The sequence below is a fragment of the Streptomyces sp. NPDC096310 genome, assembly GCF_044763125.1.
GTDB lineage: Bacteria > Actinomycetota > Actinomycetes > Streptomycetales > Streptomycetaceae > Streptomyces.
This window is the reverse complement of the sequence record NZ_JBIWFO010000016.1, coordinates 57359-80219: the sequence shown is the minus strand read 5'-3', so window position 1 is coordinate 80219 and position 22861 is coordinate 57359. Positions and strand designations below refer to the sequence as shown.

Annotated in this window: 15 protein-coding genes and 1 pseudogene; 13 read left to right on the top strand and 3 right to left on the bottom strand. The window is 70.3% G+C overall.

Going from position 1 to position 22861, the window contains the following annotated elements:
• Positions 1-45 precede the first annotated feature (45 nt).
• The 5 genes from ACIQ7D_RS25835 (at position 46) to ACIQ7D_RS25815 (ending at position 5561) form a co-directional block, all read left to right on the top strand.
• Positions 46-1380 (top strand): ABC transporter ATP-binding protein, encoded by a 1335-nt coding sequence (locus ACIQ7D_RS25835; protein WP_403941310.1) that lies wholly within the window; start codon positions 46-48, stop codon positions 1378-1380.
• Positions 1377-2321: an ABC transporter permease gene (locus ACIQ7D_RS25830; RefSeq protein ID WP_403941308.1), complete on the top strand. Its 945-nt coding sequence runs from the start codon at positions 1377-1379 to the stop codon at positions 2319-2321. The genes ACIQ7D_RS25835 and ACIQ7D_RS25830 overlap by 4 nt, the downstream gene beginning before the upstream one ends.
• 179 nt (positions 2322-2500) lie before the next feature.
• Positions 2501-3241, top strand: a complete 741-nt coding sequence (locus ACIQ7D_RS25825; RefSeq protein WP_403941430.1) for an ABC transporter permease — start codon at positions 2501-2503, stop codon at positions 3239-3241.
• Between the two features lie 89 nt (positions 3242-3330).
• Positions 3331-4755 (top strand): NAD(P)/FAD-dependent oxidoreductase, encoded by a 1425-nt coding sequence (locus ACIQ7D_RS25820; RefSeq protein WP_403941306.1) that lies wholly within the window; start codon positions 3331-3333, stop codon positions 4753-4755.
• A gap of 326 nt (positions 4756-5081) precedes the next feature.
• Positions 5082-5561, top strand: coding sequence for a hypothetical protein (locus ACIQ7D_RS25815; protein WP_403941304.1), 480 nt, complete (start codon positions 5082-5084; stop codon positions 5559-5561).
• Positions 5562-5594: 33 nt separating this feature from the next.
• Here the strand turns inward: ACIQ7D_RS25815 and ACIQ7D_RS25810 are convergent, their stop codons facing one another.
• Positions 5595-6251, bottom strand: a complete 657-nt coding sequence (locus ACIQ7D_RS25810) for a phosphatase PAP2 family protein (RefSeq protein WP_403941302.1) — start codon at positions 6249-6251, stop codon at positions 5595-5597.
• 529 nt (positions 6252-6780) lie between these two features.
• Entirely contained in the window at positions 6781-8115 is a 1335-nt protein-coding gene (gene gabT / locus ACIQ7D_RS25805; protein ID WP_403941300.1) for a 4-aminobutyrate--2-oxoglutarate transaminase, read from the bottom strand.
• Positions 8116-8398: 283 nt separating this feature from the next.
• On the opposite strand from gabT, the gene ACIQ7D_RS25800 reads away from it, so the two are divergent.
• The 5 genes and pseudogenes from ACIQ7D_RS25800 to ACIQ7D_RS25780 form a co-directional block, all read left to right on the top strand.
• Complete coding sequence (locus ACIQ7D_RS25800) at positions 8399-10516, top strand: ATP-binding protein (protein WP_403941298.1); 2118 nt, start codon at positions 8399-8401, stop codon at positions 10514-10516.
• A gap of 244 nt (positions 10517-10760) precedes the next feature.
• Positions 10761-12422: a PucR family transcriptional regulator gene (locus tag ACIQ7D_RS25795; RefSeq protein ID WP_403941296.1), complete on the top strand. Its 1662-nt coding sequence runs from the start codon at positions 10761-10763 to the stop codon at positions 12420-12422.
• A gap of 481 nt (positions 12423-12903) precedes the next feature.
• Entirely contained in the window at positions 12904-14349 is a 1446-nt protein-coding gene (locus ACIQ7D_RS25790) for an aldehyde dehydrogenase family protein (protein WP_403941294.1), read from the top strand.
• 430 nt (positions 14350-14779) lie between these two features.
• Complete coding sequence (locus ACIQ7D_RS25785) at positions 14780-16780, top strand: acyl-CoA dehydrogenase family protein (RefSeq protein ID WP_403941292.1); 2001 nt, start codon at positions 14780-14782, stop codon at positions 16778-16780.
• A 247-nt stretch (positions 16781-17027) separates the two neighbouring features.
• Positions 17028-17360: pseudogene (locus ACIQ7D_RS25780) on the top strand (3-phosphoshikimate 1-carboxyvinyltransferase); the annotation flags it as partial.
• Between the two features lie 114 nt (positions 17361-17474).
• Here ACIQ7D_RS25780 and ACIQ7D_RS25775 read toward each other — a convergent pair.
• Positions 17475-18707, bottom strand: coding sequence for a glycoside hydrolase family 64 protein (locus ACIQ7D_RS25775; protein ID WP_403941290.1), 1233 nt, complete (start codon positions 18705-18707; stop codon positions 17475-17477).
• A gap of 314 nt (positions 18708-19021) precedes the next feature.
• Between ACIQ7D_RS25775 and ACIQ7D_RS25770 the strand changes: the two genes are divergently transcribed.
• The 3 genes from ACIQ7D_RS25770 to ACIQ7D_RS25760 all read left to right on the top strand — a co-directional run bounded on the left by ACIQ7D_RS25770 (position 19022) and on the right by ACIQ7D_RS25760 (position 22818).
• Complete coding sequence (locus tag ACIQ7D_RS25770; protein ID WP_403941288.1) at positions 19022-19918, top strand: hypothetical protein; 897 nt, start codon at positions 19022-19024, stop codon at positions 19916-19918.
• 276 nt (positions 19919-20194) lie between these two features.
• Positions 20195-21520, top strand: coding sequence for a 1-deoxy-D-xylulose-5-phosphate reductoisomerase (dxr, locus tag ACIQ7D_RS25765; protein WP_403941286.1), 1326 nt, complete (start codon positions 20195-20197; stop codon positions 21518-21520).
• A complete protein-coding gene (locus ACIQ7D_RS25760) occupies positions 21517-22818 on the top strand; it encodes a M50 family metallopeptidase (RefSeq protein WP_403941285.1) in 1302 nt (433 codons plus the stop codon). The genes dxr and ACIQ7D_RS25760 overlap by 4 nt, the downstream gene beginning before the upstream one ends.
• The last annotated feature ends 43 nt before the right edge of the window (positions 22819-22861 follow it).

Genomic DNA, 22861 nt, shown 5'->3' with positions numbered 1-22861 from the left:
GTACGCCTCGTTCGCCCACCTCTCTCCTCCCCGGGACCGTGACCCATGACAGAGACCGCATCCACCAGCCGGGACGGCGGCGACGTCCGCCTCGCCGGGATCAGCAAGACCTACGGCTCGTTCCGCGCCGTACGGCCCCTCGACCTCACCGTGCCGCAAGGCTCCTTCTTCGCGCTCCTCGGCGCGTCGGGCTGCGGCAAGACCACCACGCTGCGGGTGATCGCCGGCCTGGAGGAACCCACCACCGGCACCGTCTTCCTGGGCGACAGGAACGTGACAGGCCTTCCTCCGCACAAGCGTCCCGTCAACACCGTGTTCCAGAGCTACGCCCTTTTCCCGCATCTCGACATCTACGAGAACGTCGCCTTCGGGTTGCGCCGTCGCGGCATCAGATCCGTCAGCAAGCCGGTTGGTGACATGCTCGACCTCGTCCAGCTCGGCGACCACGCCAGGCGCAAGCCGCACCAGCTCTCCGGCGGTCAGCAGCAGCGCGTCGCGGTGGCCCGCGCGCTGATCAACCATCCGCAGGTACTCCTCCTCGACGAACCGCTGGGCGCCCTCGACCTCAAGCTGCGCCGCCGGATGCAGGGGGAGCTGAAGCGCATCCAGTCCGAGGTCGGCATCACCTTCATCCACGTCACTCACGACCAGGAGGAGGCCATGACGATGGCCGACACTGTCGCCGTGATGAATGCGGGGGGAGTCGAACAGCTCGGCAGCCCCACCGACCTCTACGAGAATCCGCGCACCACCTTCGTCGCCAACTTTCTCGGTACGTCCAACCTCATAGAGGCCGTGACGGCCGAGGTACGGGGCGACGACGTGGTGGTCACGACGGGAGGCGCAACGCTCCTGCTTCCCGGTGGCCGATGCGCCGCGCCGACCATACGGGGCGGCAGGCTGCTGGTCGGCGTGCGCCCCGAGAAGATCTCCCTGACCCACGCCGACGACGCCGGCTCGATCCCCGAGCGACGCAACCGCATAACCGGGCGGATCAACGACTCCCGCTTCATCGGCGTCTCCACGCAATACGTGATCGAGAGCGCCGTCTGCCCCGCACTGGAGGTGTACGCGCAGAACATCGAGCGTGACAGCCGACTCGCCCCCGGCGCCGAGGTCGTTCTGCACTGGAACCCGGCGCACACCTTCGCCCTGGACGCCAAGCAGTCGCCCCTCGCGGGCACAACGGGCGACGTCGGCGTCAATTCGGCTCCTCGCGGAGCTCCTCGCGGCGTTGGCGCGGATACCGGAGCCCTCGACGCGGCACCCGGCGGCCTCGCCGGGGGTGCCACCGGCGCCGTAGACGCCGCTACGGAGCGGGCCCAGGCCGAGCCACAGGCGCCCGACCGCGTCGGCAAGGCACGAGGGGAGGACACGTGACCGCCACGGAAGCGCCGCGCACCACGCCTGCCCCGCCGTTCGCCGCCGAGCCCGGACCGCCCCCGCGCACATCCCCCGCGCGCAGGCGCCTCGTCCCGTACTGGCTGCTCCTGCCCGGCATCCTGTGGCTGCTGGTCTTCTTCGCGCTGCCGATGGCCTACCAGGCGTCGACCTCCGTACAGACCGGTTCCCTGGAAGAGGGCTTTCAGGTCACCTGGCACTTCCAGACCTATGCGGACGCGCTTCAGGAGTACTACCCGCAGTACGTTCGCTCCGTGCTGTACGCAGGCACCGCGACGCTTCTGTGCCTGCTGCTCGGCTACCCCCTCGCGTATCTCATCGCCTTCAAAGCGGGCCGCTGGCGCAATCTGCTCCTGGTCCTCGTCATCGCCCCGTTCTTCACCAGTTTCCTGATCCGCACCCTTGCCTGGAAGACGATCCTCGCGGACGGGGGTGCCGTAGTCGGCGTACTGGACGCCCTGCACGTCCTCGACGTGACCAGTTGGCTCGGCTGGACCGAGGGCAACCGCGTCCTGGCGACCCCCATGGCGGTGGTCTGTGGCCTGACGTACAACTTCCTGCCCTTCATGATCCTGCCGCTCTACACCTCGCTGGAGCGCATCGACAGCCGGTTGCACGAGGCCGCGGGCGATCTGTACGCGAGGCCGCTGACGACCTTCCGCACCGTGACGTTCCCGCTCTCCATGCCCGGCGTCATCTCCGGCACGCTGCTCACCTTCATCCCCTCGAGCGGCGACTACGTCAACGCCGAACTGCTCGGCTCCACCGACACCAAGATGGTCGGCAGCGTCATCCAGACGCAGTTCCTGCGCGTTCTCGACTATCCGACGGCCGCCGCGCTCTCCTTCATCCTCATGGCGGTCGTCCTGATGATGGTCACCGTCTACATCCGCCGAGCAGGGACGGAGGGCCTCGTCTGATGACTCAGAGAAGACCGAGAAGTCCGAGGAGCCCTGGAGGGCCGCTGGAGCCGGTGAGTCCGATACGGGGCGTTCTACGGGGCGTTCCGCAGGCCGCTCCACGGGGCGGCCCCACGGCCGTGACGCGCTGGGTACGGCGCAACCTGGTGGTCATCGCGGGTCTGCTGACGCTCGGCTACATGATCGTGCCCAATGTCGTCGTGATGGTCTTCTCCTTCAACAAGCCGAACGGCCGCTTCAACTACGCGTGGCAGCGGTTCTCCCTGGACGCCTGGAACGATCCGTGCGGCGTCGCCGATCTCTGCGGCTCGCTGTCGCTCTCGCTCCGGATCGCTGCCTGGGCGACGCTCGGTGCGACCGTCCTCGGCACCATGATCGCCTTCGCGCTGGTCCGCTACCGCTTCCGGGCGCGCGGATCGATCAACTCCCTGATCTTCCTGCCGATGGCGATGCCCGAGGTCGTGATGGCGGCGTCGCTGCTGACGCTCTTCCTCAACCTGGGCGTTCAGCTCGGCTTCTGGACGGTCCTGATCGCCCACATCATGTTCTGCCTCAGCTTCGTCGTGACCGCCGTCAAGGCGCGCGTCATGTCCATGGACCCGCGGCTCGAAGAAGCGGCGCGCGACCTCTACGCGGGGCCGGTGCAGACCTTCGTACGGGTCACCCTGCCGATCGCCGCGCCTGGTATCGCGGCAGGAGCGCTGCTCGCCTTCGCGCTCTCGTTCGACGACTTCATCATCACCAACTTCAATGCCGGATCGACCGTGACCTTCCCGATGTTCGTTTGGGGCTCCGCGCAGCGCGGCACACCGGTGCAAATCAACGTCATCGGGACGGCGATGTTTCTCATCGCCGTACTGGCGGTGGTCGTCGGCCAGATGGTCGGCAACCGGCGGAAGAAGACCACCGCGACCATCTGACACGGCTCCGCGGGCCGCCCGCCTTCACAGCGGTCCGATTCGGCGAAGTCCGCATCCCGAGCAGTTCGAAGGAGAAGGAGCCGGAACTCATGGCCGTGAACTCTGGCGCCGTGCGCGCCGTCGCCGCGGCGTCCCTCGCCGGCGCGCGCCCCGTACCGTACTGGCTGGACTCCCCGGACCGGCCGGCGGCGCACGCCGCGCTCACCGGCGACGAACACTGCGACCTGCTTGTCGTCGGTGGCGGCTACAGCGGCCTGTGGACGGCCCTCCTCGCCAAGGAGCGCGCCCCGGAGCGCGACGTCGTACTGATTGAGGGTCAGGAGGTGGGCTGGGCCGCCTCAGGCCGCAACGGAGGCTTCTGCGCGGCCTCCCTCACTCACGGCTTCGGCAACGGGCTCGCCCGCTGGCCCGACGAACTGCGCGCACTGGAGGAGCTGGGCGAGCGCAACCTCGACGCCATCGAGGCGGCCGTCGCCCGGTACGGCATCGACTGCGCTTTCGAGCGCACCGGCGAGATCGACGTCGCCACGGAGCCGTACCAGCTCGACGTACTCCGCGAGCTGTACGAGGAACGCACACGGCTCGGCGCCAAGGGCCTCGAACTCCTCGACCGCGACGCGGTACGCGCCGAGGTCGACTCGCCGACCTTCCTGGGCGGAGTGTGGGACCGGCGAGGCGTCGCCATGCTGGACCCGGCGCGGCTCGCCTGGGGCCTCAAGCGGGCCTGCGCGGAACTGGGTGTACGGATCTACGAGAACACTCGCGGCCTGGCGCTGGCCCGGTACGGCGCGGGAATGGCCCTCCGAACCCCGTCCGGACGGATCTTCGCCCGGCGCGTTGCGCTCGGCACCAATGTCTTCCCGTCACTGGTCAGGAGGGCGCGCCCGTACACCGTGCCGGTCTACGACTACGCCTTGATGACGGAGCCGCTGACGGTGGGGCAACGGGGCGCGATCGGTTGGCACAACCGCCAGGGACTGGCGGACAGCGCCAACCGGTTCCACTACTTCCGGATCATCGCCGACCACCGTGTCCTGTGGGGCGGTTACGACGCGATCTACCCTTACGGTGGCCGGCTCCGTGCCGAGAGGGAGCAGCGCCCGGAAACCTTCTTCACGCTCGCCGCCCACTTCTTCCGTTGCTTCCCGCAATTGGAGGGTGTGCGCTTCAGCCACGCGTGGGGCGGGGCGATCGACACGTGCTCACGGTTCTCGGCGTTCTTCGGTACGGCGTACGGCGGCCGGGTGGCGTACGCGGCGGGCTACACCGGCCTGGGGGTCGGCGCGACGCGCTTCGGCAGCGACGCGCTGCTCGACCTCCTCGCGGGGGAGCGGACGGAGCGCACCGAACTGGCCATGGTCCGCGACAAACCACTGCCGTTCCCGCCCGAACCATTCGCGTGGGCCGGGATCGGCCTCACCCAATGGTCGCTGGCGCGCGCGGACGCCCGCGACGGCCGGCGCAACCTCTGGCTGCGAACGATGGACCGGCTCGGGCTGGGCTTCGACAGTTGAGCGGGAGCTGGAGCCAGTGCTCGGACGCACGGCCCGGGCCGAGGGCTGTGCGCGCCGTACGGGGCGGGCGGTAGGGGGCACCGTGCACCGTAGCGGGGCGCGATGAGCCGCGCGGTACGGCGCGGCGCGTGGCACGCCGTTCCGCGCGTACAACGGCGCGACGACCGGGCCCCGACGCGCCTTCACCCTCCCCTCGCCGCCCCTGTATCAGAACCTGTGAGTCAGATCACCGGAAGGTGGTGGACAGAACCCGCGTAATCGATCGGCCCCACCGCCCTCCCCCTTGTGGACAGACTGTCCAACAACATGGATGGGAGGCCGGGCAGATGACTGCCTCGGGGGCAAAGAGCGCGGTGGAGTGGCTGGTATCGGTGGCACCGGATCCCGACGCCTGCCGGTGGGAATGGGAGCGCAGCCCGAACGGGGTGGCACTCCTTCCGGCCGGTCGACGCTGGGACGTACTGATCCTGCCGGGCGATCTCGGTTACCCGACACTCGATGTGCTGACCCGGCTCGTCGACCGCCCAGGTCCCGTGCTCGCCGACTTCGGCGACGCCCGGATGGGTTTCTTCGTGCCGCCTGGGACGGTCGCGCGCTGGATCGGTACAGGGGTACGGGGCGCCGGACGGGGCACCTGGATCGTCGTCCCGTACCCAGGCCGGGCAAACGGCGGGGTGCGCTGGCTGATTCCGCCGGATGGCGCGGGAACCCTCACGGACGCGGCGCTGCTGGAGCTGGCCATGCACGAGGCGGCGGCGGGAATGGCACGCGGAGGGGGCGCGTGGGAGGACGGCGTTGGGGAGTGAAGCGTGTCCCGGCCCCGGCCGGCTCTCACCGCGTCAGCCGGATGGCGGCCGGTCGGCGGGACGGGCCGCGCCGTCACTGTGCCCGGTGCGGCGCGAACCGGCGCCCTGGCCGCGTTCGGGCTCGGGTCGGTGTTCGGACAGGCGCTGGCGGAATCGGCGGATCGCCGCCTCCGTAAGAAGGAGCAGCATCCCGCACAGCGCCAGACTCCCGAGGACGTCCAGCGGCCAGTGGTAGCCGCGCAGTACGAGGCCCACGCCTGTCGCCAGGGTGAGCAGCGCGGCGACGGGCAGCGTCCTGTTCCGCCCGGCGTACGGGGCGAGAAGCAGCGCGGCGCCGCCGTACGCGACCATCGCCGTCGCCGTATGCCCTGACGGGTAGTAGCCGGTCGCGTCCGTGAGCGGGCCCGGCCGGTCGATCCACAGCTTGAGCGGTACGACCAGGGCGGGGACGGCGGCCATCGCGACGACGGCCCCCAGTGGCCGTGCGCGCTGCCCTCGCCGTAGCGCCTCGCCGAGCGCGAGAGCCAGTACGGGCAGGGCGACGGGCATGCCGCCGAGGTCGGAGAGAAACTGCGTCAGAGCTTCCGGCGCCCTGCCGGCGACGGCGAGCCCGATCCGTTCGTCGACGGTGAGCAATGGCCCGCCGACGGTCGTCTGCCACGTGATGAGCGCGAAGAGGACCGCGCACACGGTGAGGGCCGCGAGAGCGCGAGGGGAGAAAAAAGGCGGCCGCCCGGGAACAGGGGGGGTTGTTCCGGGGCGGCCGCCAGGACCGGTGTACCGCACGCCCCGGGGGGTTTGGGGCGGGCGGCCATCCGATCGGTGAGGAGATCCAGAGCCAGAAGCTCCAGTGGTGTGCGCGAAGGCACGACCAAAGCGGCGCTGGGGATGCCCCGCATTGGTGTCGCCCACAGGTCCCTGTGCAGTTCCCTGTGAACGGGGTGTTTCTCTCATCTGGCAAAACCGTACGTCAGGGTCGGGGGCTCCGACAGTCGGAAACCTATCCCGCCATGGCCCTCGCACACCTTCTTCACAGGCCCTCACCGGTGTGATGGACCCCCTCACGCCGCGAGATCGGTGCGATGGGGGTCGCACCGCGCCGTCGCACACCGCACAGTGGGGCACCGCGGCGCGGCGTAACGGGGCGCGGGGAGCGCAAAGGGCTCCTATAAGCGGCTCGGAGGGGCTCGAAGGCCCCCGCTTTCCCTATTAGCCGGACTCAGAGGGCGGCGAGCGACCGCTCGACGATGTCCAGGCCTTCGTTCAGTAGTTCCTCGCCGATCACCAGGGGAGGCAGGAAACGCAGGACGTTGCCGTACGTGCCGCAGGTGAGGACCAGCAGACCCTCCGCATGGCACGCCTTGGCGAGCGCCGCCGTCGACTGCGGATCCGGCTCCTTGGTGTCGCGGTCCTTCACGAGCTCGACCGCGATCATCGCGCCGCGCCCCCGGACGTCGCCGATGACGTCGTACTTCTCGCGCAGGGCGGACAGACGGTCCTTCATGACCGTCTCGATACGGCGCGCCTTCGCGTTGAGATCCAGCTCCTTCATCGTCTCGATGGAGCCGAGCGCGGCGGCGCAGGCCACCGGGTTCCCGCCGTACGTTCCGCCGAGGCCGCCCGCGTGCGCGGCGTCCATGATCTCGGCGCGGCCGGTGACGGCGGCGAGCGGCAGGCCGCCCGCGATCCCCTTCGCCGTGGTGATCAGGTCGGGGACGACGCCCTCGTCCTCGCACGCGAACCACTGGCCGGTGCGGCAGAAGCCCGACTGGATCTCGTCCGCCACGAACACGATGCCGTTCTCCCGGGCGAACTGTGCGAGGGCGGGCAGGAAGCCCTTCGCCGGCTCGATGAAGCCGCCCTCGCCGAGTACGGGCTCGATGATGATGGCGGCGACGTTGTCGGCGCCGACCTGCTTGCTGATCTGGTCGATGGCCTGGGCGGACGCCTCGGCGCCGCAGTTCTCGGGACCGGTTGGCCAGCGGTAACCGTAGGCGACCGGTACGCGGTAGACCTCGGGTGCGAACGGCCCGAAGCCGTTCTTGTATGGCATGTTCTTGGCGGTCAGTGCCATGGTCAGGTTTGTACGGCCGTGATAGCCGTGGTCGAACACGATGACTGCCTGGCGCTTGGTGTGTGCGCGGGCGATCTTGACGGCGTTCTCCACCGCCTCGGCTCCCGAGTTGAAAAGAGCCGACTTCTTGGGGTGGTCGCCAGGCGTCAGCTCGGCGAGTTGCTCACAGACCTCCACGTACCCCTCGTAGGGCGTGACCATGAAACAGGTGTGGGTGAAGTCCGTGAGCTGGGCGGCGGCGCGGCGTACGACGGCCTCGGCACTGGCGCCGACGGAGGTCACGGCGATACCGGAACCGAAGTCGATCAGCCGGTTGCCGTCCACGTCCTCAAGGATGCCGCCGCCGGCACGTGCGGCGAAGACGGGCAGCACGGACCCCACACCCGCGGCGACCGCGGCGGTACGGCGGGCCTGCAGCTCCCGCGACTTGGGTCCAGGGATGTCGGTGACGACGCGGCGCTCCTGCGGAATGGCGGTCATGAGGGGCTCCTGGGGGTATTCCGGGTCTTTCTCCGCAGGCTAGGGGTGACAGAGGAAAGCGGGCATGCTCCGATCGGGAGTGGTGAGGGGCGTGTCGTTGTCCGCGGCGGACATAGCGACCTGCTTCTGCGCCGTACGGGGTGCCGCCCCGTACGGCGCAGAAGCGCGAACGACGGCGCCCCGTGGGCAGCACCGTGGCGGTGGGCCACCCGCTCAACGCCCGGCGGTGGCAATACATTGAGCGGGTACAACAGGGCGGACTGCGCAGGGGGCAGGAGTTCACATGGACAGCGACGGCACACACGACGCACGGGGCACACACGCCAACCCCGTGCCGCGCCCGGCGGGGCCGCCGCCCATGCCGTCCTCAGCACCGCTCGAACCGGCCGCGCCCCCCGCGCCGGGGCACGCGCCGCGCTCCGGGCCGACCCTGGCGGAGTGGCTGCGCGTTCCACGGCGCCCGGACGCGCCGGGAACCTGGACGTACGGCCACCGGGCCCGGCCCGCCGAAGAACCGGAGCTGACACCGCTGCGGCAACTCGTGAGCGGGGCGCTGATCTCGTTGCTGGCCGGTCTGTTGCTCTGGTCGCTGCTGTGGAACGGCTATCTGGGGGGCTTCTGGCTCTGGCCGCTGTATCTCTTCACACCGGACCGCTGGTGGATCGGCACGGTTGAGGGCGCCGTTGCCCAGGACATCTACTACGCCCTGGTCATTGGCGGAATGCTCTTCCTCTTCGGCCGCCTCGGCCGCTGGCCCGAACTGGCGCGGCGCGTCGTCGGCCGTGGCCCCGGTGCGACTCCCAAGGAGGCCGCCCCAGCGCCCCCGGAGCCCGAGGACGATCTCGCAGGGTGGCCCGAACTGCGCACAGCGGGGCAGAACGATATCGCCGCGCGCCTCGCCTCCGAGATAAGGAGCGGGCGGATGAACGACGTCGACTACGCCCGGATCCGCCGCGCCTGGCGTTCCGTACGGGCCGATCCCTCGCGCCTGACGGCCTTCGGCGAGGCCGTACGGGGCGACGGCGCGGGCGCATGTGTCCATCCCTCGGGCAAGCGCGATTTGCCCGTCCGCGCCGCCCGGCACGATCTGCTCGTACGGCAGGTCAGGCTCGGCACCGTCCACGACGGCGCACGCAACCCGTACGCCCGCAGGGGAACGGGTCTCGCGCTGGACCCGGGTCTGCTGGGAACCTCGCTGCTCGCTGTCGGCCCGCCCGGCGCCGGGAAAACGCACGCCCTGGTACGCCCCGTCGTCGAGTCGCTGTCGCTCCAGGCGCTCGCCGGGCAGGCCGCCGTCATCGCCGTCTGCGCCACCGGCACCCAGCTCGGGCCGGACAGCGCGTACGACGTCGTCGTCAGGCTCGGCGATCCCGACTCGGTGTACGACCTTGACCTGTACGGCGGCGCCAACGACCCCGACGAGGCCGCTGTCGTCCTCGCTGAGGGCCTCGTGGGCGATCTGGCGGACACCGACAGCCGGCGGGCCTCCACGGCCCTCGCGCAGCTCCTGGGGCCGTTCCGTGCCGCGTATGGCCGGCTGCCCGCCGTACCGGAGCTGCGCGAGCTGCTCGACGACGAGCCCGCGGCACTCGCCGTCCTGCGGGAGACCCTGGACGCCGAGGGGCACGTTGCCATGCGGCGCGAGCTCGACGCCCGCGAACGGCAGTCCGGCGCGCCCGGCGATCCGGGGCGGGCACTCGCCGACCGGGTCGCGCTGCTCGACCGGCCCGCCTTCGCGGGCTTCTTCGACACCAGTGGCAAAACCCGGCCGTTCTCCCTGCGCGCACTGGAGCACCCGCTGCGCGTCCGCATCGACCTGCCCGAGCGCGGGCACGCCGAGGCGTCGCGGATGCTGGCGAGGATCGTTCTCACCCAGTTCACGGCGAGCGCCGCGACCCGGGCCGACCGGTCGCTCTTCGCCTGCCTCGTGCTGGACGATGCGACACGCACGCTCACCCCCGAGACCTTGCGCGGCGTGCAGCGCCTCCGGTCGGTCAACGCGGGTGCCGTACTCACTCTGCGTACCCTCGACGACGTGCCCGAGGCGCTGCACACCGCGCTGCTCGGCGCCGTGGGCTGCCGGATGGCCTTCTCCGGTATCACCACCTGGGACGGCAAGCGCTTCGCGGAGGCGTGGGGCACCGAATGGGTGGAGACGCGCGACGTCACGCAGCGCACGGTCTTCGCGGACCAGCCGCTGACCCGGGCCATCCACGCCTTCCGCAAGCTGGTCACCGGGAAGGCTGTGACCACGGACGCCGTTACCGTACGGAAGGTCGAGCGGGAGCGCTGGTCGGCCTCCGAACTGGCGCACTCGGTGCCGGCGGGCCACGCGGTCCTGTCGCTGCGGACGGTGAGTGGCGAGCACGCGCCACCCCTCCTGGTCGACCTGCGGGACTGACCGGGAATGAACAGAACTGACCGGGACTGACCGTACGAGGCGGAACGGCGCGCACAGAGCGGGGCGGTCCACGGTCATCGGGACGCCCGCCCTTCGTACAGACTGGCAGAATCGGGATATGCCGTTGCTACAAGACGGCAAATGGTTGTGTGGCCCCGTGTCGGGGCCACAGCACGCTCCGCCGCCTGATCGGCCTGTGTCTGTCGCCCTGCCCCTCCGCTGCCTAAGGCCCTACGGTTCCACCATGCCGCCCACCCTCGCCTCGCTCGTCCAGCACTCGGCGCTCCACCTCACCGTCCACGCGGGGGAGGACCGGTTGAGCACGCCCGTCCGCTGGGTCCACGCCAGCGAGCTGCCCGACCCTGTCCCGTACATGGAGGGCGGCGAACTGCTCCTCATCACGGCGACGACGCTGGACGCCGCGGACCCCGGCGCCATGCGGCGGTACGTACGGCGGCTGGCGGACGCAGGGGTCGCCGGGCTCGGCTTCGCCGTCGGTGTCAACTACGAGGACATCCCCGAGGCGCTGGTGGGAGCGGCGCGGGAGGTGGGGCTGCCCTTGCTGGCCGTGCCGCGGCGTACCCCCTTCCTTGCCATCAGCAAGGCGGTCTCGGCGGCGCTCGCCGCCGACCAGTACCGCGCCGTGACCGCGGGGTTCGAGGTCCAGCGCGAGCTGACCCGCGCGGCGCTCTCCCAGGGGCCCGCCGCGCTGCTGGAACGGCTCGCGGCGCACGTGGACGGCTGGGCGGCGCTGTACGACGCGTCCGGCGCCGTCGTCGCCGCGGCGCCCGAGTGGGCGGCGCGGCGTGCGGCGCGGCTGACGGCAGAGGTCGAGCGATTGGGCGAGCGCCCCGCACCCACGAGTGCGGTGGTCGGAGGGGCGGGCACCGGCGACACGTCCGGGGACGCGGAAGACCGCGTCGAACTCCAGTCGCTGGGCACGGGCCGACGCGTCCGCGGCGCCCTCGCGGTCGGTACGGGGGCGGCACTGGGCACCGCGGAGCGGTACGCGGTGCACTCCGCGGTCGCGTTGCTGACGCTGACGACGGAGCGTTCACGAGCCCTTCAGGCGGCCGAGCAGCGGCTGGGCGCCGCCGTGCTGCGCATGTTGCTGTCCGGGCAGCCGGACCACGCTCGGATGGTGGCGGGGGACCTGTACGGAGGCCTGCTCGACGCCCCGTTCCGGCTGCTGATCGCGGAATCCACGCCGAGTTCCGCAGGCGCCGCCGCCCAGGAGTGCGCAGAGACGGACCATCCGCTCCAGGTGTTGACGGACGCCATCGAGGCGGTGGCCTCACGTGCGGGTGAGCCGGTGCTCGTGGTCCCGGACGGTGAGTACCGGCTCGCCGCGGTGGCCTCCGACGGCGGCGCCGTGGTCGCCTCCATGTCGCGGTACGCACTGCTGGAGGCGCAGGAGACAGGCGTTGTCGTCGGTCTCTCGGCTCCTACAGGGCCGATCGCGGCAGCCGGCGCCTATAAGCAGGCCGAACAGGCGCTGTCGGTGGCCCGGCGGCGCGGCATGGCGCTCGTCGAGCACGAGGAACTCGCGGCGGGGTCGATCCTGCCCCTTCTGGCGGACGACGCGGTGCGGGCCTTCGCGGAGGGGATGCTGCGGGCGTTGCGTGACCACGACGCCAAGGGGCGCGGCGATCTGGTGGCGTCGCTGCGGGCCTGGCTGTCCCGCCACGGCCAGTGGGACGCCGCTGCCGCCGACCTGGGGGTGCATCGCCATACGCTCCGTTACCGCATGCGGAGGGTGGAGGAGATCCTCGGCCGTTCACTGGACGACCCGGACGTGCGGATGGAGCTGTGGCTGGCGCTGAAGACCACGGCGGCACCGACACTGCCCGCCCCTTCGGCGGCGGAAGCCCCGGAGACTCCGGATCAGCCGGATCAGCCGGATTAGAGGTAGGGGAATGAATGGTCAGGGATGAGCCACACCCGGGAGGGGCGGGGAGCGCGGGTGCGCGTCGTACGGGGCGTGTACGGCGCCAGGATGGCGGGACGCCGGACCGAACAGCCTCACCGACAGACGTCGGGCGAGGCGGGCGCGCCCAGGACTCGCGCCGGGGCGCCTGCCCCGGGCGCGGTCGTAGCCCCGTACGGGGCCGGTCCCACCCGCTTCCGCGCCCCTATAGGCCGCCGCTTCGCATCGCCACGCCCCGTACGCCGCGACAGGGCAAGCGGGCTCCGTGTCGTCGCGCCTTTCCCTCTCCCCCGTCGGCATGCGGCCTCGCCCCGGTCGGCCCGTTTCGACCCAATCCCGCGTATGACATTGCGTAGCACAGCCTCGTCCGCATCACTCCACTGCGGACAATCCGTCTCGCGCCTCCGCACCTCTACCGTGGGATGGACACGCCGTCTCCTCGGAAGGGCCCGGACTCGCAATGACTTCCACCCACGCTTTCTGGCTCGCCGGCCGCCAGGCCACCGGCGAAGACACCCTCGACGTCACCTCCCCCTGGGACGGCCGCCTCGTCGGAACCATCGCCCTGCCGACCGACGCGCAGGTCGAGGAAGCCGTCGCCGCCGCGCACGCGGTGGTCGACGAGTTCGCCGCGACGCCCGCGCACGTACGGGCCGCCGCCCTCGACCACGTCTCGCGCCGCCTCGTCGAGCGCACCGAAGAGGTCGCCCGGCTGATCTCCGCCGAGAACGGCAAGCCCCTGAAGTGGGCCCGAGGCGAGGTCGGCCGCGCCGTATCCGTCTTCCGGTTCGCTGCCGAGGAGGCCCGCCGTTTCAATGCCGGCGACGCGCAGCGGCTCGACACCGACGCGGGCGGCACCGGCCGCCTCGCCCTGACCCGTCGCTTCCCCCGCGGCGTCGTCCTCGGTATCGCGCCGTTCAACTTCCCGCTCAACCTCTGCGCCCACAAGATCGCCCCGGCCATCGCCGCCGGCGCCCCGATCGTCCTCAAGCCCGCCCCGGCGACGCCGCTCTCCGGCCTCCTCATCGGTGAGCTGCTCGCGGAGACCGACCTACCCGCCGGCGCCTGGTCCGTGCTGCCGGTGCCCAACGACCGGATGCCCGCACTCGTGCAGGACGAGCGACTGCCGGTGATCTCCTTCACCGGTTCCGACAAGGTCGGCTATGCGATCATGGACTCCGTCCCGCGCAAGCACTGCACCCTCGAACTCGGCGGCAACGGCGCGGCCGTCGTCCTGGCGGACTACGCGAGCGACCAGGACCTCGACTGGGCCGCGGCGCGGATCGCCACGTTCTCGAACTACCAGGGCGGCCAGTCCTGCATCTCCGTGCAGCGCGTGATCGCGGACGCCACGGTGTACGCACGCCTCGTGCCCCGCATCGTCGCTGCCGTCGAGGCCCAGGTCACGGGTGACCCCGGGGACGACGCCACCGACGTGGGTCCCCTCGTCAGCGAGGACGCCGCGAAGCGCGTCGAGTCGTGGGTCGACGAGGCCGTACGGGCCGGCGCGCAGCTCCTCACGGGCGGCAAGCGCTACGGGGCGAGCTACGCGCCCACCATCCTCGCGGATGTCCCCGAGGACACCACCCTCGCCTGCGAGGAGGTCTTCGGCCCCGTTCTCACCCTCCGCCGCGTCGAGAGCGAGAGGGAGGCGTTCGAGCGGGTGAACGACTCCAAGTACGGCCTTCAGGCCGGCGTCTTCACCCATGACCTGAAGGCCGCGTTCCGCGCCCACCGAGCTCTGGAGGTCGGCGGCGTGGTCGTCGGCGACGTCCCGTCGTACCGCGCCGACCAGATGCCGTACGGGGGCGCCAAGCAGTCCGGAGTGGGCCGCGAGGGCGTGCGGTATGCGATGGACGACTACACGTACGAGCGCGTCCTCGTACTCACGGGTCTGGACCTGTAGACCCCGCCTACGGGGCCTCCACACGCCTCGCCCCGCCCGCCCCGTACGCCCCGTACGCCCCGCACTGGGCGGGCAGGGCGCCGTACGGAGCGCACGCACCACCGACGGCAGCGGCCGGAGCCTCCAGCAGCGGGCCCCGGCCGCTGCCGTACATTCCGACACGGCTCGCGCAGGAGAGCACGACGGCGCGGTACGGGGCGGTAATGGGGGTGCTAGAGGGCGACGGTTCGACGGTTCACGCACGGGGGGCCGAAACGGTCCGTTCCACGACTGGTGCGTGCGGTAGGAATCGGGTAGATACGGACGAGTAGCAACAGTCGGTAAATCGACACCGTCACCGGTAGGTGGGCACCGTCCCGCACTGCCGCGTACCGGCCCGCACCGCCAGGCACCGCCCATGGCCCCGACTCCGCGGCGAGGTGAGTTCCTCATGTCCGCCCCATCCGCACCCTCAGCAGCGTCCACGCCACAGGAACCACGGAAACCACAAGAATCACGGGGAGCGCAGGGAAAGCCCAAGGTCTCCGAACGGGAGGCACGGCGGGTCGCCGAAGCCGCCCGTGAGCAAGGCTGGCGCAAGCCCAGCTTCGCGAAGGAGATGTTCCTCGGCCGCTTCCGGCTCGACCTCATCCATCCGCACCCCATGCCGGCACCCGAGGACGTCAGGCGCGGCGAGGAGTTCCTCGCGAAGCTGCGCGCGTTCTGCGAGACATACGTCGACGGTGCGCTGATCGAACGCGACGCCCGGATTCCCGACGAGGTGATCAACGGCCTCAAGGAACTGGGCGCTCTCGGCATGAAGATCGACACCAAGTACGGCGGGCTCGGCCTCACCCAGGTGTACTACAACAAGGCCCTGGAGCTTATCGGCACCGCCAGCCCCGCTGTCGGGGCGCTGCTCTCGGCCCATCAGTCGATCGGCGTACCGCAGCCGCTCAAGATCTTCGGCACGCAGGAGCAGAAGGACCTCTTCCTGCCGCGCCTGGCCCGCAGCGACATCTCGGCGTTCCTGCTCACCGAGCCCGACGTGGGTTCCGACCCCGCCAGGCTGGCCACGACGGCCGTCCCCGACGGCGACGCGTACGTTCTTGACGGCGTGAAGCTGTGGACCACCAACGGCGTCGTCGCCGACCTGCTCGTGGTGATGGCCCGGGTTCCCAAGGAGGAGGGCCGTAAGGGCGGCATCACCGCGTTTGTCGTCGAGGCGAGCTCCCCCGGCATCACCGTCGAGAACCGCAACGCCTTCATGGGTCTGCGCGGCCTGGAGAACGGTGTCACCCGCTTCCACCAGGTCCGAGTCCCCGCCGCGAACCGTATCGGCCCCGAAGGAGCAGGTCTCAAGATCGCGCTCACCACGCTCAACACGGGGCGTCTCTCGCTGCCCGCGATGTGCGTGGGTGCGGGCAAATGGTGTCTGAAGATCGCCCGCGAGTGGTCGTCCGCGCGCGAGCAGTGGGGCAAGCCGGTCGCCCGCCACGAAGCAGTGGCGACGAAGATCTCGTTCATCGCGGCCACCACCTTCGCGCTGGAGGCGGTCGTCGACCTCTCTTCCCAGATGGCCGACGAGGACCGCAACGACATCAGGATCGAGGCCGCACTCGCCAAACTGTACGGTTCCGAGATGGCCTGGCTGATGGCGGACGAACTCGTCCAGATCCGCGGCGGCCGGGGCTTCGAGACGGCTGACTCCCTGGCGGCCCGCGGCGAACGCGCCGTACCCGCCGAACAGATGCTCCGTGACCTGCGCATCAACCGGATCTTCGAGGGCTCCACGGAGATCATGCACCTGCTGATCGCACGCGAGGCCGTCGACGCCCATCTCGCGGTGGCCGGCGACATCATCGATCCCGACAAGTCCTTCCAGGACAAGGCCAGGGCGGGAGCACAGGCGGGGAAGTTCTACGCGCGCTGGCTGCCGAAGCTGGTGGCCGGGCCGGGACAACTGCCCAGTTCGTACGCGGCGTTCCACCCGGCCGGACACCCGGACCTGTCGTCGCATCTGCGTTACGTCGAGCGCACCGCCCGTAAACTCGCCCGCTCCACCTTCTACGCCATGTCGCGCTGGCAGGGGCGCATGGAGACCAAACAGGGCTTTCTCGGCCGGATCGTCGACATCGGTGCGGAGCTGTTCGCGATGAGCGCCGCGTGTGTACGGGCCGAACTGCTGCGTACAAGCGGTGACCACGGCCGCGAGGCGTACCAACTGGCAGATGTCTTCTGCAAGCAGGCCCGGATCCGCGTCGAGGCGCTTTTCACGAGGCTCTGGTCCAATACTGACGACCTGGACCACAAGGTCGTGAACGGCGTCCTGTCGGGTACGTACGCCTGGCTGGAGGAAGGCATCGTCGATCCGAGCGGCGAGGGCCCCTGGATCGCGGACGCGACACCGGGCCCGTCAGAACGGGAGAACGTGCACCGCCCGATCCGTTGAGCCGTTGAGCCGTTGAGACGCACCGTACGGGGCGTCGCGGGCCGTCACCGGGGCAGCGGAGGTGGGCGGGGTTGGAGGGTGGGCTGGGGCGCCGGGCGATCTCCTCGGCGCGCCGTGGGCGGCTCCGTACAGTGCGTGCGTGACAGAAGCTCGTACGGAGCGCACGTGGCCTGGCCCTGTGCGGTGCGCAGATGGCCCGTCTCCGATCGAGGGCCGCCCGTCAGGCCCCGCGCCGCAGCCGACGCCGATGCCTACTTCCGCGACGGTGCCACGACCTCCCGGCCCCGTACGGAGCGAAGACGTCGCCAAATACCCGGGGTGAAGGAGTGCGACCGTCTGGCGGTGTGCCCGGAACCTGCGCCGACTGGGCGTTACGGCCGCGAGGGCCGGACAGGATCGAGATCCGCCCCCGGTACGCCGCGCGTGGTGGAGATCGCCACTCAAGGTGATCACCGCATTGTGGATCACCGTATCGTCATGTCCTTCGCCGTCACCGCGCTGCGCGCCCGGGATGGCCTACGACGACCCGGGCTGCGTACGGAAGACCTTCCCGGTGTTCCACGAGGCGTTCAGCGCGTTCCGGCGTGCTGATGGCGGGGCGAAGCTCGACCGTCCTTTACCGCTCCGGAAGAGAGCGCCCGCTGTTCCCCGGCCCTTGGGCCGGGGAACCAATCCGGGCCCTGTCTCCTGCTTCTTAGCTGAACGGATCGAGGGTGATGAACGCCTCCTGGGGGTTGCTGTCGGTCACCAGCGACTCGTGGTTGCCGACATCGTCGAATGCGAAGGCGTACGCCTTGCCGTCCGCCATCTGGGCGTGGATCTTCCGGGCGTAGTGGTTGGTCACCGAGTCCTGGTAGAAGCCGGCCGCACTTGTGTCGGGCTGGTTGGCGTTCGTCAGGAGGGTGGAACGGTTGTAGCCCGCGCACAGGGTGCGCGAGATCGGGCCGCGTACGGCGTCGTTCGGGGCGTCCAGGAGCTTGTAGCAGCCGAAGACGCTGTCCGCGTCAGGCTTCTGGAACGAGGTGACAATAGCGCCCGACGTGTTGGTGAAGTTCATGACGTTGCCGGAGACGCTCCCGAAGTACTTGGTGTTCGGCTGGTCCGTGAACGGAGTCACCGTCAGGGTGGAGGAGGAGTACTTGCTCCACACACGGTTGATGTAGTCGTCCATGACGGATGCCGGCAGTGTGCCTGCCCCGATGCCGTGACCGGGCGCGAGAGCGCGCAGAACGGTGCCGTCGGAGCGCGTCTGGATGAGGTTGGCCCAGCCGCCCGGCTGGGCCCGCAGAGAGCTGTAGAAGCCGTTGTAGCCGCCCGGCTTGAGGTGGCCGGTGTTCTTCGTCGTACCGTTCGGCAGTTTGACGCCCACGGCGTACGGGGCCGAGAACATGTCGACCTGTGTGCTGTTGATCCAGAGTCCGCTGCCGTTGAGCGTGTACTCGGTCCAGTTGAAGAGGATGTTGCGGTTCGGGTCGGACGGGTTCTGCACGGCGGGCTGTACGAGACCGCCTGTGGTCAGCTTGAAGACGAGCTTCTGACCGTAAGAGAAGTAGACCCGGCCGGAGAACTGCGGCATCCGGATCGTCATCGACTGACCGTTGGCGGGCCCGGCGATCGACGCGTCCGGCGCCGGGGTGGGCGGATTGCCTCCGGTGGGCCAGGGGTGGAACGTACCGTTCGCGTCCGCCCAGCCCTGCCGGCCCGTGGAGAGCTGCGTTCCGATGTTGTAGATGTAGACCTGATCGCCGCGCGCGGAACTGTTCTTGATGGTGAGCGGGATGGTCTCGGGGACGGCGGCTTCGGCCGACGGCGCGGCCGCGGCGTGCGCGTCGGCGGTGGCGGCGGGCGCGGGGCCGGCCGCCGTGAACGCCGTCGCGAAGACCACGGATGCGGCCAGGTAAGTCAGTACCTTCGGTAGCGCAGGCACGCTCTTCCTCCTTAGGAGGGAGGTGGATTCCAGTGGGGGTGGAACAGAGAGTCTGAGAGCGCTCTCAGGATCGGGCCGCGCGGCAGGTGTGTCAATGAGAGAGGCTCAACGGGCCAGAGTTGAAGGAGTGGTTGGCGAGTCGCGCCTGACCGGGCTCGTCGCCCGGTGCCGAACGGAGCGCCCCTCCCGCAACGCCGCGCTCCCGGCCATCCGTGACCTCATGCGTCCCAAGGCGCACAATGCGGCCGTCAGGACGCCGTCGTCCGTGTACGGCGTGCAGCGCTCGGCGCGGTCAACTCAGGACGGGTGGGGGAATGTTCGGGGACGGTCAACGGGGCGGGAAGAAGGAACGGCGCCAACGGCGCTTCGTGGCCTCGGTGGTGGGCACCGTGCTCGTCGCCACGTGTACGGCGGCGTGCGGCGCCGACGGGGCGCAGGGCGACGTACCGGGCGGCGGCGGGAGCGGCGGCAGCGCCCCCGGCGCCGCGACGAGCGCAGCGAGCAGGTTGGGCGGGGGCAGTCTGAGAGGCGAGGCCGACGGGAAGGGCGGAGCGAGCGTGACGCCTACGGTGCCCGCGCCCGCGGCAGCGCTCTCCGTCCCCATCCTCGGCCCCGCGCCCACGCCCCTCACCAGCGCACGGCTCACCGCGGCGTCTTTCACCGACGGCGAGCGGATCGGCGGGTACACCGCCTCTGCCTACGGGCTCGGCGCGCCGCTCGGTGAGCGCTACTCTGCCGAGCCCGTGGACTGCCAGCCGCTCGTCAGCCTGGCCAAGGGAGCCACTCCGCACGTCCCCGAGGCCGAGGTGAACCGAGGGCTCGCGGACACCGACGAGGCGTACGGCAGCACCGTCGCCGTCCAACTGCGCTCGTACGCCGCCCACGGTGCGGCCGGTGTGCTCGGGGCGCTGCGCGCGGCGGGGCGGCAGTGCGCCGACGGGTTCACGGAGGACCGGGGCCTCGCGCGGGCGAGATATCTCTCCGTGGAATCGGCCGACGCGCCCGGCCTGGGGGACGACGCGGTGGCGTACCGGTTCACGATCCTTGACGTACAGGGGAAGGCGAAGCTCTACGAATACCTGACCGTCGTACGGATTGGTGCCTGCACCCTCTCGTTCCGAGCCGAGACCACGGACAGCGAGGACATCGGGCGAGTCCCCGACGAGATCGTCCAGGCGCAGTGGGAGAAGTTTCACGCCGCCGCCGAATGACCGTGCCCGCCTCCCGCGTTCTCGCGGCTGCGGCCCTGTCCGCGCCCTATACGGCGCCCCACGGGCCGCAGGAGCCGGCAGAAGGGCCCCGGACCCCGCCAGAGCGCGCCGTACGGGGCCACGTACGGGGCGGGCCATGGGACGCGGCGCAGACGGGCCTGGAATCGCCGCCGGGCCTCGTGGGGACCGGTCGGGGGAGTGCGCGGGACCGGCGCGTGGGGGCACCCACGGGGGAGCGCTGTCCTTCCCGTTCGCGGATGAGGCAAGAATGGGGGCATGAGCGACAGCCCAGCCCCTCTCGCCGATCCGCACATCGTCTTCGATCCGATCGAAGGCCGCCGTGACATTGTCGTCCTCGGCTCCACCGGATCCATCGGTACGCAGGCCATCGACCTGGTCCTGCGCAATCCCGACCGCTTCCGCGTCACCGCGCTCTCCGCCGCGGGCGGCCGCGTGGCGCTCCTCGCCGAGCAGGCGTGGCGGCTGCGGGTCCGCACCGTGGCCGTCGCACGCGAGAGCGCCGTATCCGCGCTCCGGGAGGCACTCGGCGCGCGGTACGGGGCGGGCGAACCGCTCCCCGAGATCCTCGCCGGCCCCGACGCCGCCACCGAACTCGCCGCCTCGGAGTGCCACACCGTCCTGAACGGCATCACCGGCTCCATCGGGCTCGCCCCCACCCTCGCCGCGCTGACAGCGGGCCGTACGCTCGCCCTCGCCAACAAGGAGTCGCTGATCGTCGGCGGCCCTCTGGTCAAAGCTCTGGCCAAGCCCGGTCAGATCATCCCCGTCGACTCCGAGCACGCCGCGCTCTTCCAGGCGCTGGCCGCCGGAACCCGTGCCGATGTGCGCAAGCTCGTCGTGACGGCCTCAGGAGGCCCGTTCCGAGGCCGTACGAAGGCCGACCTGGCGGGCGTCACTCCCAAGGACGCTCTTGCGCACCCGACCTGGGCCATGGGCCCGGTGATCACGGTCAACTCCGCGACCCTCGTGAACAAAGGTCTCGAAGTGATCGAGGCGCATCTCCTCTACGACATCCCCTTCGAACGCATTGAAGTGGTCGTCCACCCTCAGTCGTATGTCCATTCGATGGTGGAGTTCAAGGACGGTTCGACCCTGGCCCAGGCGACCCCGCCCGACATGCGCGGGCCGATCGCTGTCGGCCTCGGCTGGCCCGAGAGGGTGCCCGACGCCGCGCCGGCTTTCGACTGGACCAAGGCTTCGACCTGGGAGTTCTTCCCGCTCGACGGTGAGGCGTTCCCCTCTGTCGGACTCGCCCGGCATGTGGGAACGCTCGGCGGCACGGCCCCGGCGGTGTTCAACGCGGCGAACGAGGAGTGCGTGGACGCCTTCCTGGCGGGGCGCCTGCCCTTCAACGGCATCATGGAGACGGTCACCGCGGTCGTCGCGGAGGCGGAGCGCCACTGGCCCCGTGCCCGCGCGGACGAGGGCACGGTGCAGGGCAGTTGGGCGGGAACCTCACTCACCCTCGCCGACGTCCTCGAAGCCGAGACCTGGGCGCGTGCCCGGGCCCGTGAGACAGCGGCGACATTCAGTGACGTACGTCAGTCGAACGAAGAACAGCCGACGGAGGCCCGCGCATGACGATTCTGTTGACGGTCCTCGGCATCCTGGTGTTCCTCGCCGGGCTGCTCTTCTCCATTGCCTGGCACGAACTCGGCCACCTCTCCACGGCCAAGTTCTTCGGTATCCGAGTGCCCCAGTACATGGTCGGTTTCGGGCCGACCATCTGGTCACGTAAGAAGGGCGACACGGAGTACGGCCTCAAGGCGATCCCCATGGGCGGCTTCATTCGTATGATCGGAATGTTCCCGCCGGGGCCCGACGGACGCATCGAGGCGCGCTCCACGTCGCCGTGGCGCGCGATGATAGAGGACGCGCGCTCCGCCGCTTACGAAGAACTCGAGCCCGGCGACGAGAAGCGCCTCTTCTACACGCGCGCGCCGTGGAAACGCGTCATCGTGATGTTCGCCGGTCCCTTCATGAACCTCGTACTCGCCGCCGTGATCTTCATCAGTGTCGCGATGGGCTTCGGATTCCAGACGCAGACCACGACTGTGGCCGGGGTCCAGAAGTGCGTGATCGCGCAGAGCGACAAGCGGGACTCGTGCGAGAAGGGGGACCCCGTCTCGCCCGCCCAGGCGGCCGGCCTCAAGGAGGGCGACAAGATCGTCGCCTTCAACGGCAAGCGCGTCGACGACTGGACCACGCTCTCCAACCTGATCCGCGGCACGATCGGCCCCGCCACCGTCACCGTCCAGCGCGACGGTTCGGAGCGGGTCCTGCACGCCACGCTCGCCAAGAACATGGTGGCCGCGAAGGACTCCAACGGGGAGGCCGTCCCGGACAAGTACGTCCCCGCCGGCTACCTGGGGTTCGCCGCGTCCACGGAGATCCTGCCGCTCACCTTCACCGAGTCCGTGGACCGGATGGGTGACATGATCGGGAACGGCGTCGAGTCGATCATCGCGCTGCCGTCCAAGATCCCTGACCTGTGGAGCGCCGCCTTCGGCGACGGCCCGCGCAAGGACGACTCGCCGGTGGGCGTGGTCGGCGCGGCACGGATCGGCGGCGAGGTGCTGACGCTCGACATCCCGGCGCAGAACCAGATCGCGATGATGCTGTTCCTGCTCGCCGGCTTCAACCTCTCGCTCTTCCTCTTCAACATGCTGCCCCTGCTGCCCCTCGACGGCGGCCATATCGCGGGCGCGCTCTGGGAGGCGGCGCGGCGCAGGGTCGCACGGCTGTTCAAGCGGCCCGACCCGGGCCCCTTCGACGTGGCGAGGCTGATGCCGGTCGCCTACGTCGTGGCCGGGGTCTTCATCTGCTTCACCCTGCTCGTCCTGGTCGCCGACGTCTTCAACCCCGTCAGAATCAGTTGATATCAGCCGATTTACGGCGGCCGGACACTGTTTGTGTCCGGCC

Bases quoted from the DNA above. Each gene is read 5' to 3' on its own strand.
- ACIQ7D_RS25770 (WP_403941288.1), top strand. From the start codon at position 19,022: ATGTTCGGGGACGGTCAACGGGGCGGGAAGAAGGAACGGCGCCAACGG.
- ACIQ7D_RS25790 (WP_403941294.1), top strand. From the start codon at position 12,904: ATGACTTCCACCCACGCTTTCTGGCTCGCCGGCCGCCAGGCCACCGGC.
- ACIQ7D_RS25820 (WP_403941306.1), top strand. From the start codon at position 3,331: ATGGCCGTGAACTCTGGCGCCGTGCGCGCCGTCGCCGCGGCGTCCCTC.
- ACIQ7D_RS25800 (WP_403941298.1), top strand. From the start codon at position 8,399: ATGGACAGCGACGGCACACACGACGCACGGGGCACACACGCCAACCCC.
- gabT (WP_403941300.1), bottom strand. From the start codon at position 8,115: ATGACCGCCATTCCGCAGGAGCGCCGCGTCGTCACCGACATCCCTGGA.
- ACIQ7D_RS25815 (WP_403941304.1), top strand. From the start codon at position 5,082: ATGACTGCCTCGGGGGCAAAGAGCGCGGTGGAGTGGCTGGTATCGGTG.
- ACIQ7D_RS25785 (WP_403941292.1), top strand. From the start codon at position 14,780: ATGTCCGCCCCATCCGCACCCTCAGCAGCGTCCACGCCACAGGAACCA.
- ACIQ7D_RS25760 (WP_403941285.1), top strand. From the start codon at position 21,517: ATGACGATTCTGTTGACGGTCCTCGGCATCCTGGTGTTCCTCGCCGGG.
- ACIQ7D_RS25795 (WP_403941296.1), top strand. From the start codon at position 10,761: ATGCCGCCCACCCTCGCCTCGCTCGTCCAGCACTCGGCGCTCCACCTC.
- ACIQ7D_RS25825 (WP_403941430.1), top strand. From the start codon at position 2,501: ATGATCGTGCCCAATGTCGTCGTGATGGTCTTCTCCTTCAACAAGCCG.
- dxr (WP_403941286.1), top strand. From the start codon at position 20,195: ATGAGCGACAGCCCAGCCCCTCTCGCCGATCCGCACATCGTCTTCGAT.
- ACIQ7D_RS25835 (WP_403941310.1), top strand. From the start codon at position 46: ATGACAGAGACCGCATCCACCAGCCGGGACGGCGGCGACGTCCGCCTC.